This window comes from Serratia sp. 25CWL12 (assembly GCF_055790885.1).
In genome coordinates this window covers 4,219,359-4,235,729 of sequence record NZ_CM147698.1, presented here as the reverse complement: position 1 = coordinate 4,235,729, position 16,371 = coordinate 4,219,359, and the positions used below count along the sequence as shown (strand labels likewise).

Genomic DNA, 16,371 nt, shown 5'->3' with positions numbered 1-16,371 from the left:
GTAATATTTTACTCTAACGGGAAAAGTTGAAGCTGAACAGGGAGAAAAAAGGAAAAGCACAGATCATGCGGCAGAAATAGGAAAATAACTCAGGGCGCAATATGCGCCCTAAGCATCGGAGGTTAAACCTCTTTAGAAGTACGGCTCGCGCGTCTGCGATCGTTTTCCGTCAAGTGACGCTTACGGATACGAATTGAGGTAGGTGTCACTTCGACCAGTTCATCATCATCAATGAACTCCAGTGCTTGCTCCAGAGACATCTTGATAGCAGGAACCAGTGTCGTCGCTTCATCCGTACCAGAAGCACGCATGTTGGTCAGTTTTTTACCGGTCAGGCAGTTAACCGTCAAGTCGTTAGAGCGTGAGTGAATACCGATGATCTGGCCTTCGTACACTTCAGCACCATGACCCAGGAACAGCTTGCCACGATCTTGCAGGCTGTACAGGGCAAAGGCGACGGCTTTACCTTGACCATTGGAAATCAATACACCGTTCTGACGCTGACCCACTTCACCTGGACGCACATCGTCGTAGTGGCTGAAGGTGGAATACAGCAGACCGGTACCGGAGGTCATGGTCATAAACTCGTTACGGAAACCGATCAAACCACGGCTTGGGATCACATAGTCCAGACGTACACGGCCTTTACCATCGGGATCCATATTTTTCAGGTCAGCTTTACGCTCACCCATCGCCTGCATCACCGAACCTTGATGCTGCTCTTCAATATCCAGTGTGACGTTTTCGAACGGCTCTTGTTTGCGACCATCGATTTCACGGAAGATAACTTTCGGACGTGAAACCGCCAGTTCAAAACCTTCACGACGCATATTTTCGATCAACACCGATAAGTGCAGCTCACCACGGCCTGAAACACGGAATGCATCCGCATCTTCAGTTTCTTCAACACGCAGCGCAACGTTATGTACCAGCTCTTTCTGCAGGCGCTCAAGGATTTGACGAGAAGTAACGTACTTACCTTCTTTACCACAGAATGGAGAGGTGTTGACGTTAAAGAACATGGTGACGGTAGGCTCATCAACAGACAATGCTGGCAACGCTTCAACCGCATTCACATCACAAATGGTGTCGGAGATATTCAACTCACCCAGACCGGTGATCGCAATAATGTCACCTGCTTCAGCAACACTCGCTTCGATACGCTCCAAGCCCATATGAGTCAGCACTTTACCAACTTTACCACTACGGGTTTTGCCATCACTGTCGATAACGGTGATTTGCTGGTTAGGCTTCACTTTGCCGCGCTTGATACGGCCGATGCCGATAACACCCACGTAGTTGTTATAATCCAGTTGAGAGATTTGCATCTGGAATGGGGCATCCTGCTCAACCTGAGGAGCAGCTACGTGATCAACAATGGCCTGATACAACGGGGTCATATCTTCAGACATCTCGTTATAGTCAGTACCTGCGATCCCCAGCAATGCTGATGCATAGATAATCGGGAAATCGAGTTGTTCGTCGGTTGCATCCAGATTAACGAACAGATCAAAAACCTGATCCACCACCCAATCAGGGCGCGCACCAGGACGATCGACCTTATTAATCACCACGATCGGTTTCAGACCATTGGCGAAGGCTTTCTTGGTCACAAAACGGGTTTGCGGCATTGGGCCATCCATTGCATCCACAACCAGCAGCACCGAGTCAACCATCGACATCACACGCTCAACCTCACCACCAAAGTCGGCGTGCCCTGGGGTATCGACGATATTGATACGATAGTCTTTCCAATTAATGGCGGTATTTTTTGCGAGAATGGTAATCCCACGCTCTTTCTCCAAATCGTTGGAGTCCATTACTCGTTCAGTTGCTTCCTCACGCTCTCCGAAGGTACCGGATTGTTGTAGCAGCTTGTCAACCAGGGTAGTTTTCCCATGGTCAACGTGGGCAATAATGGCGATATTACGCAAATTTTCGATCACAGCTTTGCCTCAGGCATTAGAAATAGCGCGCTATTGTACACGTATTAAGCGAGGGACTAAACAAGATCACAACACTCTCTTATAAACAACTGTGTCTAGACTGGTTTGTGATCACATTCACGATGAAAAATTCAACAATTGGACACATTTCGCCCCGTTGTAGTGCCCCATTTCACCTTTTTTGCACCACATTAGTGCATCCCATCACTAATGGTGCATACTGCAGAGAGGCAAAAACCGCGCTAACAGGCGATTATTGCGCCATTAAAAAGTTGGCACGGTTTTCGCTTAATCTAGATCATCGAGCGAAATCCGTCAGGTTACACAGATTCGTTCCACCACGACAATGATAAATCCGGGAGAGTTAAGTATGTCCGCTGAACACGTTTTGACGATGCTGAATGAGCATGAAGTGAAATTCGTAGACCTGCGTTTCACTGATACCAAAGGTAAAGAACAGCACGTTACCATCCCTGCTCATCAGGTAAATGCCGACTTCTTCGAAGAAGGTAAAATGTTTGACGGCTCCTCAATCGGTGGTTGGAAAGGTATCAACGAATCTGACATGGTGCTGATGCCGGATGCCAGCACCGCCGTTTTAGATCCTTTCTTTGAGGAGTCCACGCTGATTATTCGCTGTGACATCCTTGAACCTGGCACCATGCAAGGCTACGACCGCGACCCACGTTCCATTTCTAAGCGTGCAGAAGACTTCCTGCGCTCTTCTGGTATTGCTGATACCGTGCTCTTTGGGCCAGAACCAGAGTTCTTCCTGTTCGATGATGTTCGTTTCGGTAGCAGCATCCGCGGTTCCCATGTCAGCATCGACGACATTGAAGGTGCCTGGAACACCAGCACCAAATACGAAGGCGGCAACAAAGGTCATCGCCCAGCAGTTAAAGGCGGTTACTTCCCAGTGCCCCCAGTTGACTCGTCACAGGACATCCGTTCTACCATGTGTTTGACCATGGAGGAGATGGGGCTGGTAGTTGAAGCACATCACCACGAAGTGGCAACTGCTGGTCAGAATGAAGTGGCTACCCGCTTCAATACCATGACCAAGAAAGCTGACGAAATCCAAATCTACAAATATGTCGTACACAACGTGGCTCACGCCTTTGGCAAAACCGCGACATTTATGCCAAAACCGATGTTCGGCGATAACGGCTCTGGGATGCACTGCCACATGTCGTTGGCCAAGAACGGTAATAACCTGTTCGCTGGCGACAAATACGGCGGTTTGTCTGAAATTGCACTGTTCTATATTGGTGGCATTATCAAGCATGCTAAAGCGATTAACGCCTTGGCTAACCCAACCACCAACTCTTACAAGCGTCTGGTCCCTGGCTATGAAGCACCGGTGATGCTGGCTTACTCTGCCCGTAACCGTTCTGCCTCCATCCGTATCCCGGTGGTAGCCAGCCCGAAAGCACGCCGTATCGAAGCGCGTTTCCCAGATCCAGCGGCTAACCCTTACCTGTGCTTTGCCGCACTGCTGATGGCCGGCCTGGATGGCATTATCAACAAGATCCATCCTGGCGATGCCATGGACAAAAACCTGTATGACCTGCCACCAGAAGAAGAAGCTGAAATTCCAAAAGTTGCAGGTTCACTGGATGAAGCCATGGCTGCACTGAATGAAGACCGTGAATTCCTGACCCGTGGTGGGGTATTCACTGACGACGCTATCGATGCCTACATCGAACTGCGTAAAGAAGAGATGGATCGTGTTCGTATGACGCCACACCCAGTTGAATTTGAACTGTACTACAGCGTTTAAGTCATACCCGCGCGATCTATGGATCGCGCGTCTTACTCTATTTTCCCGTTTTTTTGTTGCCGTGGAAACTTTTCGCCCATCTTCTGATGGGCTTTTTTCGCCACGCTATGTTCTGCAAAACGGTTTCATACCCCAACAGTCAGAAATAATGTAGGATTAAGTGCACTAAAAAAGTGCAGAAAAGTGCTTTACCCGATAGATTCTAAGCTGCAACTCAATAGTAATCAGACAACAGATTGACTAACTGCTGATTTAAACAGCACTTGCGCTGGCCCCAAGGGTGAGCATCAATAATCAGATTCACCATCCTCTGGAATTTGCTCTGCCAGGTAACAGAGGGGCAAGGATATGTATGGCAACTGATAAGCTACCCGATGCAGGGCAAATCCTTAACTCTCTTATCAACAGTATTCTGCTGTTGGATGACCGATTAGCCATTCGTTACGCCAATCCCGCAGCACAACAGTTACTGGCGCAAAGTTCTCGTAAACTGTTCGGTACCCCATTACCGGATTTACTGAGCTATTTCTCACTAAACATCGAGACGATGCGTGAGAACCTCAATAGTGGCCAGGGTTTTACCGATAACGAAGTCACCCTGGTTATCGACAGTCGCGCACATATTCTCTCCTTAACGGCGCAGGTTTTACCTGAGGGTTTTATCCTGATGGAGCTGGCACCCATGGATAATCAACGCCGCCTAAGCCAGGAGCAATTGCAGCATGCTCAACAGGTCGCCGCGCGTGATTTAGTCCGCGGGTTGGCCCATGAAATCAAAAATCCATTGGGTGGCCTGCGCGGTGCAGCACAGTTGCTAGCCAAGGCTCTGCCCGACCCGGTATTGACGGAATACACCAAGGTGATAATTGAACAAGCTGACCGGCTGCGTAACCTGGTGGATCGCCTGCTTGGGCCACAACGCCCAGGACAATACGTTACCCAAAGTATTCACCAGGTGGTGGAGAGAGTTTGCCAGTTGGTGTCATTGGAAAAGCCAGATAATGTCACGTTGATACGGGATTACGACCCCAGTCTGCCAGAGCTGGCACATGACCCAGAACAAATTGAGCAAGTACTGCTCAATATCACCCGTAATGCCCTGCAGGCGCTAAGTGAACGCGGTGGCACCATTACGCTGCGCACCCGTACTGCATTTCAAACAACGCTGCATGGCAACCGCCACCGATTAGTGGCTCGCATCGATATTGAAGATAACGGCCCCGGTGTCCCGGCACAACTGCAGGATACCCTGTTCTATCCCATGGTGAGTGGTCGTGAAGGGGGTACCGGCCTGGGACTCTCCATTGCCCGTAGTCTTATCGATCAACATGGCGGGAAAATTGAATTTAACAGTTGGCCAGGGCATACCGAATTCTCGGTTTACCTGCCTATTTGTAAGTAGAGGTCTGTATGCAACAAGGGATAGCCTGGATTGTCGATGATGATAGCGCCATCCGCTGGGTGCTTGAACGGGCGCTAACAGGAACCGGTATCAGTTGTACCACTTTCGACAATGGCAACGCAGTATTGAGCGCATTGGCAACACAAACCCCAGATGTGTTGTTGTCGGATATCCGCATGCCAGGGATGAATGGCCTGGCCCTGCTCAAGCAAATAAAACTGCACCATCCCCTGCTTCCTGTCATCATCATGACAGCGCATTCAGATCTGGATGCAGCAGTCAGTGCCTATCAGGAAGGCGCGTTTGATTATCTGCCAAAACCCTTTGATATTGATGAAGCGGTAGCGTTGGTAGAACGAGCCATCAGCCACTATCAGGAACAACAACAGCCTGTCCGCCCGCCACCCACCAGCGATCCCGTGGCGGATATTATTGGTGAAGCACCTGCCATGCAGGATGTATTCCGTATTATTGGCCGCCTATCACGCTCATCCATCAGTGTCCTGATTAATGGTGAGTCAGGTACCGGTAAAGAGCTGGTCGCCCATGCGTTGCATCGCCATAGTCCGCGAGCTAAGTTGCCCTTTATTGCCCTCAATATGGCTGCCATCCCGAAAGATCTCATTGAATCAGAGCTATTCGGTCACGAAAAAGGGGCATTTACCGGTGCCAATCAGATCCGTCAGGGGCGTTTTGAGCAGGCGGATGGCGGGACGCTGTTCCTGGATGAGATTGGTGATATGCCACTGGATGTGCAAACTCGCCTGTTACGCGTATTAGCTGATGGTCAATTTTACCGTGTAGGTGGTTATGCACCGGTAAAGGTGGATGTTCGTATCATTGCCGCGACCCACCAAAACCTGGAACTGCGCGTGCAGGAAGGTCGGTTTCGCGAGGATCTGTTTCACCGCCTGAATGTGATCCGCGTACATCTGCCACCATTACGGGAACGCCGTGAGGATATCCCACGCCTGGCTCGCTATTTTCTGCAAGTTGCCGCGAAGGAGCTGGGGGTTGAGGTAAAAAACCTGCACCCGGAAACTGAAGCCGCTCTCACTCGCCTGCCTTGGTCTGGTAATGTTCGTCAGCTAGAAAACACCTGCCGCTGGCTGACGGTGATGGCCGCTGGGCAAGAGGTATTGGTTCAGGATCTGCCCAGTGAACTCTTTGACACCACGCCCGCTGAATCCGCTAATCATAACCAGCCGGTCAACTGGGTAACGCTGTTGGCGCAATGGGCCGACCACGCGCTACGTTCGGGTCATCAAAACCTGTTATCTGAAGCACAACCAGAAATGGAACGTGCGCTGCTCACTACCGCCCTGCGATACACCCAAGGACATAAGCAGGAAGCGGCTCGCTTACTGGGATGGGGTAGAAATACCTTAACGCGTAAGCTGAAAGAGTTGGGAATGGAATAAGAGCCCACAATGCATGATTAAAAACACCATAGATGATTAAAAACGCAATCAAGCGCACAAAAAATCGGCAAAAATAGTCTTTACAGGACCAGTGACAGCAGTATGATCGGGTCACAAATTCCGGAGGCTTGTGATGCTGGATTCATTTATCGTTTTTATTACTCAAGGGGCAGACGTCAGTTCTGCCGTCAGCCATACACCGCTGACCGCCGTGGCCGCTTTACTGTGTGCCACCCTGATCAATTTCTTCAGTTAAAAAACAGCCACCATAGCAGCGGCTGTTTTATACCTGTAGCCATTCAAGCGGCAGAAAGATTAACTGCAGCTTGAATAAGCTTGGGTTGAAATATTAGATAACGCGTGAAAACTGTTGAGCACGCGCCTGTTTGCGCAGATAAATATCAAAGCACATGCAAATATTTCGGATCAACAAGCGCCCACGTGGTGTCACACGAATCCCTTGATCATTGCGCTCCACCAGGCCATCACGTTCAAAGGGGGCCAGTAATAACAAGTCAGGCGCAAAATAATCAGCAAACTCGATGCCATGTAATTGCTCAATGGGTTGATAATCGAGCTGGAAATTACAGATCAGTGTTTTAATCACATCACGGCGCAAACAGTCGTCCGGTGTCATTGTCAGGCCACGCCATAAAGCATTACCGCTCTCTTCCACCTGCGCGTAATACGTTTTCAGCTCTTTTTGGTTCTGCGCGTAACTATCGCCCAGCATACTGATGGCGGAAACCCCCAACCCCAGGAGATCGCTTTCTCCTTGTGTGGTGTATCCCTGGAAATTACGATGCAATTTGCCTTCACGTTGGGCGATAGCCAGCTCATCATTGGGTCGAGCAAAGTGATCCATACCAATAAACTGGTAGCCTGACTCGGTCAGTGAAGTGATAGTTTGTTGCAGAATATCCAGCTTTTGTTGCGCACTCGGCAAGTCAGCATCTTTTATTTTGCGTTGAGCAGGGAACAGATTAGGTAAATGGGCGTAATTAAACACACTTAAACGATCCGGATTCAACTCTGCTACGCGCTGTAAAGTAAAAGCAAAACTCTCTGGGGTCTGCTTTGGCAGGCCATAGATCAGATCGATATTGGTGGAATTGAACCCTAGCGACTTGGCCCGAGCGATCAGGGCAAAAATAAACGCTTCATCCTGCTCACGGTTAACCAGACGTTGCACTTCCTTGTTAAAATCCTGTACCCCCATACTCAAACGGTTAAAACCTTCATCACGCAGGTGGTCCAGCACATCCAGTTCAATCTCTCGCGGATCTATCTCAATCGACATTTCCACATCTGGCTGAACATCAAAGTGCTGACGCAGCATGGCCACCAGCCGGTTTATTTGCCGCTTATCAAGATAAGTGGGCGTACCGCCACCCCAATGTATCTGGCTCACTTTGCGGCCAGTAAACAGCGGGGCACGAGCAATAATCTCCTGCTCCAGCACCGTCAGATATTCATCCGCTTTATGGGTCTGGCGTGTCACCAGTTTGTTACAGCCACAGAAGTAACAGAGCTTATGGCAAAATGGAATATGCACATAAAGCGAAAGCGGGCGCTCAGGATAACGCACAGCAGCATGTTGGAACGCAGTTTCATCATAGCTCTGATTAAACTCCAACGCTGTAGGGTAGGAGGTGTAACGGGGGCCTGAATAGTTATATTTTTGTATTAAGGCTAAATCCCAGACTATTGTCTGTTCTGACATGCTTACTCCTTTCGATATTTTTTTCTACCGAGCCGGGAAATGGGCAACTGCGTGCGTTGTCTGACCGCAGAAGCACGGCGAAAGCGCGCCTGACGTTTCGATAGCCGCCACAGTTTACCGGATAACCACAGTAGATAACATGTCAATAACAAGGCTATCACTGGGATCAGCCACATACAGGATTAACTACCCTTCAATAGTTTCAGGATATCTTCCTGTTTCTCGTCATCTTCGTCTTCATCACCCAATTCAATGCCCAACTGTTGCATCAGTTCATCAATACGATCCAGAGTCTGATCGACATACTGCTGATCTTCAGCGCTTAGGGTTGCACCGATATCGAGACGATCAAGCAATGCATCCAGACGCTCATCATTTTCCAGTTTGCTGAGTTCTTCCTCAGGAGAGAGACGAGGTTTGTCTTCTACTTTCTGCTTGGGTTGAGGTTTTACCTTCGCTTTAGCTTCAACCACTAACGCTACTGGCACTTTACTGCCAATACGGGGATCTTTGGGTTGGGCCCCAGTCTTATTTTTTTGGTTAGCAGACTCAACCTGAGTCCGCGAACCAGAAGCATTACCACGACGTTTTTTCACATGCTTACGCTCACGAGCTTCTTGATCAAGCTCCATACGGCTTTTCTTTTTACTTTTTGACGTCGCCACACTGCTACGTGGAGCGCGAGGGGCTTTTGATGGCTGATTCATGGTTTATGCTCTCAGGGGATCTGGATTCAGTATATACCCAAGTTTACTGTTGCCGGCTACGGCTACTTGAATGAACCTGAATAAAGTAATGCGATACGATTGTGGCGGAATCTAGCAGAAAGCCAACAAAGAAAAAGGCAGCAGGTATAACCTGCTGCCTTTTCCCCACCTTCAACTGAAGGATATACTGATTATGCACTCCATGCATACACTCAACATCCCGGTCTTTCCATTTGCAAAAACGCATTCCCTGCAACAATGTTCTTCATCCTGAAGAAAGAATCGTCCATAGCGAAATCCGTTTACAACCACTCGTCCTGAGTGCGCTTCCTGCGGGCATCCTGATGCCGTTACTGGGTCATCCCTAAGCTATTCATACCTCTGGTACAAACAATCGCACTCCTTGCGACAATGTTCTTCATCCTGAAGAAATAACGTCCATGACAAAATCCGTTTACAACCACTCATCCTGAGTGCGCTTCCTGCGGGCATCCTGAAGAACTAATCATCCATGACGAAATCCGTTTACAACCACTCATCCTAAGTGCGCTTCCTGCGGGCATCCTGAAGAACTAATCATCCATGACGAAATCCGTTTACAACCACTCATCCTAAGTGTGCTTCCTGCGGGCATCCTGATTGCCGTTACTGAGTCATCCCTATGCTTATTCATACCTCTGGTACAAACAATCTCAACTCCCTGCAACCATGTTCTTCATCCTGAAGAACTAATCATCCATGACAAAATCCGTTTACAACCACTCGTCCTAAGTGCGCTTCCTGCGGGCATCCTGATTGCCGTTACTGGATTATCCCTATCCCCTTAGTACAAAACTCCCTCTAACATCATCCTGTCACTCATTGCACACCTTGTGCACTCCCTGAGATTTATCACCCTTCCTGGATGTTCCTGTTTCCTTCGCGTCCTGCGATGAAAGCTACTTTACGCTTTTATGGATTACGCTCAAGCCACCTACCATTGGCTTACAGTGATATTTTTTCCATAATAAATACAATATATTGTTTTTTAACAAAAAAATAAAAAATCACCATCAGATAAAGCGATATTGCCGCCTCTTCTAATGGCAAATGTCTTACACAACCGATACCGTTTTATACCGAAGTTGATGCAAGCAAATAAAGAGACCTGGCAAGGTTGCTTGAATGATCCCCCCTTTTTATCGCCGATACAGTTATAATCACCCACCAGATAGCCATCTATCCTCACGGAGACGAAAAATTTTGACCAGCAAGAATTACAATTATCATGTGACCCATTTCGTCACCAGTGCACCCGATATTCGCCACCTTCCCGCTGATGAAGGTATTGAAGTTGCATTCGCTGGTCGTTCCAATGCGGGTAAATCCAGCGCACTCAATACCCTGACCAATCAAAAAAGCCTGGCACGTACCAGTAAAACCCCGGGCCGAACCCAACTCATTAATCTGTTCGAGGTTGAAGAAGGTATCCGCTTGGTAGACCTACCAGGCTATGGTTATGCGGAAGTACCGGAAGAGATGAAGCGCAAATGGCAACGCGCACTAGGTGAATACCTGCAGATGCGTAACTGCCTGAAAGGCTTGGTGGTGCTGATGGATATTCGCCATCCACTGAAAGACTTGGATCAACAAATGATTCAATGGGCTATCGATGTTGGCACCCCGGTACTGATATTACTGACCAAAGCGGACAAGCTAGCCTCTGGCGCGCGTAAAGCGCAACTGAATATGGTACGCGAAGCGGTATTACCGTTAATGGGGGATATCCAAGTAGAAGTTTTCTCCTCCCTGAAAAAAATCGGCGTCGACAAACTGAGTCAAAAGTTGAATACCTGGTTTAATACTATCCCCCCTGAAGTGTTACCCGAAGAAGATATTGCTGGGGAATAATAACATAGTAAAAACAATGCATAGACACTAGTTATCAATCTAGGCACACAGATCTACGCACTACGTTATTTGGTTATTCAATTACACTTCCGACAACCACACGTCAAAAAACAATCGAGTAGGAGGCGGGATCGCTCCCGCCGTCCTCTCACACCACCGTACGTACGGTTCCGTATACGGCGGTTCATTGTTAACACGGGAACTGCCGCTGTAAATCCAGTAATGATAATAATCCCGCATCTGTGAACCACTTCTTCCGGAAGGCTTGGTTCATGTGACTTGCCCCTGCGTTCCACCACGGACCGCGTTGGTTCGTCGCCGATAACCAGGCTCTTTTCTCCAGTAGTCCATTTCTCATCAACATTCTCGCTCGGGCATACGGCCTTTTCTTGTTCCGCCATATCAGGCACCGCAATTTTCTCCGTATCCAGCTATCCAACTCTTCCAGGCAACCTTTAACTTCGGTTAAACGGAAGTAGCTTGTCCAACCTCGTAGCACCGGGTTCAGTTCCCTCAGCACCGTCTTCAGCGATTGCGAGCCATTTCCCGTCGTCAGACTGCGGATTTTGCCCTTAAATCGCCTTACGCTGCTCTCTGCGATCTTCAGCCTTGTCACTTTATGGGCTGTTACACTGTATCCTAGGAATTTGCGTTTCCACGGCCTGTCTACCGCACTTTTGTGGGGGTTAACCTTTAACTGGAGCTTATCTTCCAGATAGGCGCTTATCTCACTCATCGCGTGGTCGCCTGCTTCTCGACTGCCAACATAAATATTACAGTCGTCTGCATAACGGCAGAACCTGTGGCCTCGCCGTTCCAATTCGCGGTCAAGATCCGTCAGTAAGATGTTCGATAACAACGGTGAAAGCGGACTGCCTTGCGGCATACCTTCTCGTCGTTTCGTTGTCTCACCGCCCATGATCATGTCTGCTTCCAGATACCGCCTGATCAGTTTGAGCAACCTGTCGTCTTTGATTTTACGGCTTAACCGCGACATTAAAATGTCGTGGTTCACCCGATCAAAGAACTTTTCCAGGTCCAGATCAACCACCCACCTGCGGCCACTCTGGATGTAGGCTTGTGCCTGTTGCACTGCCTGCCACGCGTTGCGGCTCGGGCGAAAACCATAACTGGACTCTGAAAACTCTGGCTCATAATGAGGCGTAAGGTGTTGTTGGATTGCTTGTTGGATCAGTCTGTCTACCACCGTCGGGATGCCGAGTAGTCGTACCCCGCCATCCGGCTTGGGGATCTCCACTTTGCGTATCGCCTGCGGGAGATAGTTCCCTTGCAATAATGCCGTCTTGACGCTTGCCCAATGTTGTTTCAGCCAGTCTTTAAGTTCGCCCACGCTCAGGTTATCTACCCCTGCCGCTCCTTTGTTCTCCAAGACTCGCTGATAGGCCAGCATCACGTTGTTTCGGGTTATCACCGCTTCCATCGTCAGCGGCACTTCCGCTTTCGTTTGCTCACCTTTCGCCGTGCCCGTTTCGGCACCCGTAGCAGACCCCTGCGAGTCCTGCTCGCTTCCTTCTGTTCGGGCTGCGGTTTTCCGCATTTGTGCGTCATTAACGTACATCGAGATAAGGTGTCCTAATCACGGTTATCAATGTTCAGCCCTTCATGACGCCGGGTTTGCATCACTACTACGGCCTCGGCTGACTTCTGTTGCCCCCTCCCAACACCTCACAATGTTGGTAGCTCCATGGCAGAGCAACAGATCTCCCGGGGTAATTCGCGCGACCTTCCTGCTTATACCTGTCGGCGTTCCGTACGAGTATCGGGCTTTGACGATATATGCCGCCTTACCCCACTGTTATGCCTAAACCGCTTCCTGTTCGTCAGGCCAGCATTTTGCTTTCAGCTTCCTTCAGATCCCACCTCACGATGGGCACCCTTGCCGTTCAGCTAACACTTCCCCTCGTCGGGTGTGTAGAGGACTTACACCTCCAAGTCGCCCTTCGACCACCACAGTCAAAGGACAGCGCCTGTCAAAGCGCTACTCGCCATGCCCGGCGCACATAAAAAAACGCCCCAGTCAATACTGACTGGGGCGGCTAAATATTCAGCCAAATCCGATTACGTGAAGTAAAAGGTCTGAAAGATAGAACATCTTACCTCTGTACCCTACGTCTGTAACTTTACCTCATTTTTTTAAGCTGTAAAAGATTTTTTGTAGTTTGCTTACAGGATTTGAAGCGTAAGGGGAGTTATTTTGCAGTAAAACCAACAAAAAATGTAACTAAATAACAAAAAACAGTTAAATAATCACCTGTTAGCAAAAGATATTGATTCCTGGCTCAGCTTATCAGCCCATTCACTGACTGTTATTCATTGACTATTGTATACCCGTCACATTCAAGCTGCAGGAGTGAGCTGCAACTTGAACGGTTCCCCTATGATGCCGACAATCAGTGGGCCTCATCCCAATTTTTGCCAATACCGATTTCCACTTTAAGCGGCACCGCCAACTTCATACTTCCTTCCATCAGCTCATGAATACGTTGGCTGGCTGCTTCAATCGCCGATTGATGGACTTCAAACACCAGTTCATCATGTACCTGCATAATCATACGTACCAGCGGCGTCTCTTGCCCTTGTAACCAAGCATCCACCTCGATCATCGCGCGCTTGATGATATCTGCAGCAGTACCTTGCATAGGAGCATTAATCGCCGCCCTTTCAGCCGCCTTGCGGCGCATACCGTTGCTGGAGCGCACATCTGGCAGATAGAGCCTGCGACCATCAAGGGTACTCACATACCCCTGTTCCTCCGCTTGTTGCCGTGTTTGTTCCATATATCTCAGCACGCCAGGATAACGCTCGAAATACAGATCCATATAGCGCTGGGCATCACTACGCGAAATCCCCAACTGACGGGCCAAGCCAAAAGCACTCATCCCGTAGATCAGGCCAAAATTGATGGCCTTGGCACTACGACGTTGCTCATTGGTCACTTTATCCAACGCCAAGCCAAATACCTCTGCCGCCGTTGCCCGGTGAATATCTTTACCGTCGGCAAACGCTTTCAACAACCCCTCGTCCTGAGACAAATGGGCCATGATACGCAATTCAATCTGCGAGTAGTCGGCAGCGACAATGCAATAACCTTCTGGCGCAATAAATGCCTGACGAATACGGCGACCTTCATCATTACGTACCGGGATATTCTGCAAATTTGGATCACTGGAAGAAAGGCGACCTGTAGCAGTAACAGCCTGATGATAAGAGGTATGTACTCGACCGCTGACCGGATTGATCATTAGTGGCAGTTTGTCGGTATAAGTGGTTTTAAGTTTCGCTAAACCACGATATTCCAGGATCACTTTAGGTAATGGGTAATCCAGAGCCAGTTCAGCCAACACCTCTTCATTGGTAGAAGGTGCGCCACCAGGAGTTTTTTTCAGAATCGGTAACTTTTGTTTTTCATACAAAATAGCCTGTAATTGCTTGGTGGAAGCCAAGTTAAACGGTTCCTCTGCCAACTCATGCGCCTGTACCTCAAGCTCGGCCAAACGTTTGGTCAGTTCTTTTGAGTGGGCCGCCAGAATATTGGGGTCAATCAGAACACCGGTTCGCTCTATATGAGAAAGCACTGGCAACAGTGGCATTTCAATCTCATTGAATACTTTTAGCAAACCTGCCTGTTCTTTTATCTGTGGCCACATCACTAAATGCAGTTGCAGCGTGACATCGGCATCTTCCGCAGCATAAGGAGCCGCCTGTTCAAGGGCGATTTGATTGAAAGTCAGCTGATTTTTACCCTTACCCGCGATCTCTTCAAAAGTAATGGTTTTATGACCCAAATAGCGATCAGCCAGGCTATCCATATCGTGTCGACCACTGACACTATTGAGTACATAAGATTCGAGCATGGTATCGTAAGCAATACCACGCAAGTCGATGTCATAACGTGCCAATAAACTCTTATCAAACTTCAGGTTCTGCCCAACCTTGAACGCTTTTTCATCTTCTAATAGCGGTTTCAACGTTGCCAGTACATAGTCCCGATCCAGCTGTGGTGGGGCATCCAGATAATCATGTGCAACGGGCAAATAAGCAGCCACTCCGGGCTCAATAGCAAAGGAGAGACCAATCAGATTGGCAGTCAGCGTATCCAGACCGTCTGTTTCGGTATCAAAGGCAAAAACATCCGCTTTTCTTAGGCGTTGCAACCAATCAGCAAACGTTTCCTCATCAAGGATTGTGACATAGCCATCCTGTGATAAGGTTGCTTCCACGGTTGCTCTTGGCTCCTCCACAAGAGCGGCAGCTTTTACTGCACTTTTTGCCTTGTGACTGGATTTATTGTCTAACCAGGAACCCGCTTCAACATCAGCCATCCAGCGCTTAAATTCGTAGCGTTTAAACAGCGCCTGCAGTTGATCGACATCTGGTGAACGAACCGTAAGCTCATTACAGTGAATATCCAGCTCTACATCGGTTTTTATCGTTGCCAGTTTGTAAGAGAGGTAAGCCAACTCTTTATTCTGTTCCAACTTGGCCGCCATGGTCTTGGCACCACGAAAACTTAGCGTAGCAATACTGTCAAGGTTGGCATAGAGCACATCCAGCCCGCCTAGCCCTTGTAGCAATGCCTGTGCGGTTTTTTCCCCGACACCGGGTACACCAGGAATGTTATCCGACGAGTCACCCATTAGCGCCAAGAAGTCGATAATCAACTCAGGGGGAATACCGTATTTATCACACACCTCCTGAGGGCCAAGAATGGTGTTATTCATGGTATTGATCAACGTGATATTAGGTGTTACCAATTGCGCCATATCTTTATCGCCAGTGCTGATCAGCACGGCGTGTCCCGCTTTTTCTGCCTCTTGAGCCAAAGTACCAATAACATCATCAGCTTCCACACCTGGCGTAACTAATAGTGGTAACCCCATGGCTTTAACCATCTGGTGCAGCGGTTCTACCTGTGCACGAAGATCATCTGGCATTGGTGGCCGATGTGACTTGTATTCGCTAAACAACTCATCACGGAAGGTTTTCCCTTTGGCATCAAACACCACCGCAACATGGCTCGGCGTATACTGCAGCAGCAGACTACGCAGCATATTCAGCACCCCGTACATCGCCCCGGTAGGCTCACCGAATGAATTGGTCAACGGTGGGAAAGCATGATAGGCGCGGTAAAGGTAAGAGGAACCATCTACTAATATCAGTGGGTTTTCTGCAATCTGGGCCATAGTATTTCTTTTTCGTTAAAAGGACTGGGGTAAGCATGCCATAGCTGGCCGCTGCTGACGAATCTTAGCGTACATTATGCGTAAATTAACCAGGATTATGTGATAAAACTCGCAAGCTGAAAGCTGTGGATAAGTTTGTGAATAAATTAAATAATAATTTATAACACTCAGCCTATCATTATCACCTTAAATAAAAAAACCAATAAAAATCAAAGTGGTGTGATTTTTCTCTTTATTATTTAATGTACTCTTTCCTTTTGAGATATTTGTGGATATATCACCAGGTTTATTCAGGAAG

11 protein-coding genes are annotated in these 16,371 nt (G+C 48.6%); 5 read left to right on the top strand and 6 right to left on the bottom strand.

Translation table 11 applies throughout. The annotated features are described in order from the left end of the window. Nucleotides 1-122 precede the first annotated feature (122 nt). The gene (typA, locus tag ACX9GV_RS18455) at nt 123-1,946 is read right to left on the bottom strand and encodes a ribosome-dependent GTPase TypA (protein ID WP_023492695.1); all 1,824 of its coding nucleotides are present in this window, start codon (nt 1,944-1,946) and stop codon (nt 123-125) included. Nucleotides 1,947-2,316: 370 nt separating this feature from the next. On the opposite strand from typA, the gene glnA reads away from it, so the two are divergent. The 4 genes from glnA to ACX9GV_RS18435 all read left to right on the top strand — a co-directional run bounded on the left by glnA (nt 2,317) and on the right by ACX9GV_RS18435 (nt 6,805). Beyond that, a complete protein-coding gene (gene glnA / locus ACX9GV_RS18450; protein WP_037386753.1) occupies nt 2,317-3,726 on the top strand; it encodes a glutamate--ammonia ligase in 1,410 nt (469 codons plus the stop codon). Between the two features lie 352 nt (nt 3,727-4,078). Continuing rightward, nucleotides 4,079-5,128, top strand: a complete 1,050-nt coding sequence (glnL, locus tag ACX9GV_RS18445; protein WP_473196480.1) for a nitrogen regulation protein NR(II) — start codon at nt 4,079-4,081, stop codon at nt 5,126-5,128. Nucleotides 5,129-5,136: 8 nt separating this feature from the next. Further along, nucleotides 5,137-6,549 (top strand): nitrogen regulation protein NR(I), encoded by a 1,413-nt coding sequence (glnG, locus tag ACX9GV_RS18440; protein ID WP_473196479.1) that lies wholly within the window; start codon nt 5,137-5,139, stop codon nt 6,547-6,549. Between the two features lie 133 nt (nt 6,550-6,682). Beyond that, nucleotides 6,683-6,805 (top strand): YshB family small membrane protein, encoded by a 123-nt coding sequence (locus ACX9GV_RS18435; protein WP_023489863.1) that lies wholly within the window; start codon nt 6,683-6,685, stop codon nt 6,803-6,805. A 93-nt stretch (nt 6,806-6,898) separates the two neighbouring features. Here ACX9GV_RS18435 and hemN read toward each other — a convergent pair whose 3' ends face one another. Both hemN and yihI read right to left on the bottom strand, forming a co-directional pair. After that, entirely contained in the window at nt 6,899-8,272 is a 1,374-nt protein-coding gene (gene hemN, locus ACX9GV_RS18430) for an oxygen-independent coproporphyrinogen III oxidase (RefSeq protein ID WP_473196478.1), read from the bottom strand. Between the two features lie 182 nt (nt 8,273-8,454). Beyond that, entirely contained in the window at nt 8,455-8,979 is a 525-nt protein-coding gene (gene yihI, locus ACX9GV_RS18425; RefSeq protein WP_037386756.1) for a Der GTPase-activating protein YihI, read from the bottom strand. Nucleotides 8,980-10,221: 1,242 nt separating this feature from the next. Here yihI and yihA point away from each other — a divergent pair. Continuing rightward, nucleotides 10,222-10,869: a ribosome biogenesis GTP-binding protein YihA/YsxC gene (yihA, locus tag ACX9GV_RS18420; RefSeq protein ID WP_023492840.1), complete on the top strand. Its 648-nt coding sequence runs from the start codon at nt 10,222-10,224 to the stop codon at nt 10,867-10,869. 190 nt (nt 10,870-11,059) lie between these two features. On the opposite strand, the gene ltrA is transcribed toward yihA, so the two are convergent. The 3 genes from ltrA to polA all read right to left on the bottom strand — a co-directional run bounded on the left by ltrA (nt 11,060) and on the right by polA (nt 16,073). Beyond that, entirely contained in the window at nt 11,060-12,448 is a 1,389-nt protein-coding gene (ltrA, locus tag ACX9GV_RS18415; RefSeq protein ID WP_473196477.1) for a group II intron reverse transcriptase/maturase, read from the bottom strand. Nucleotides 12,449-12,934: 486 nt separating this feature from the next. Beyond that, entirely contained in the window at nt 12,935-12,982 is a 48-nt protein-coding gene (spfP, locus tag ACX9GV_RS18410; protein ID WP_071892919.1) for a small protein SpfP, read from the bottom strand. 298 nt (nt 12,983-13,280) lie between these two features. Continuing rightward, nucleotides 13,281-16,073 carry a DNA polymerase I gene (gene polA, locus ACX9GV_RS18405; protein ID WP_473196476.1) on the bottom strand — a complete coding sequence of 931 codons (2,793 nt, stop codon included), beginning with the start codon at nt 16,071-16,073 and terminating at the stop codon, nt 13,281-13,283. Nucleotides 16,074-16,371: the final 298 nt, after the last annotated feature.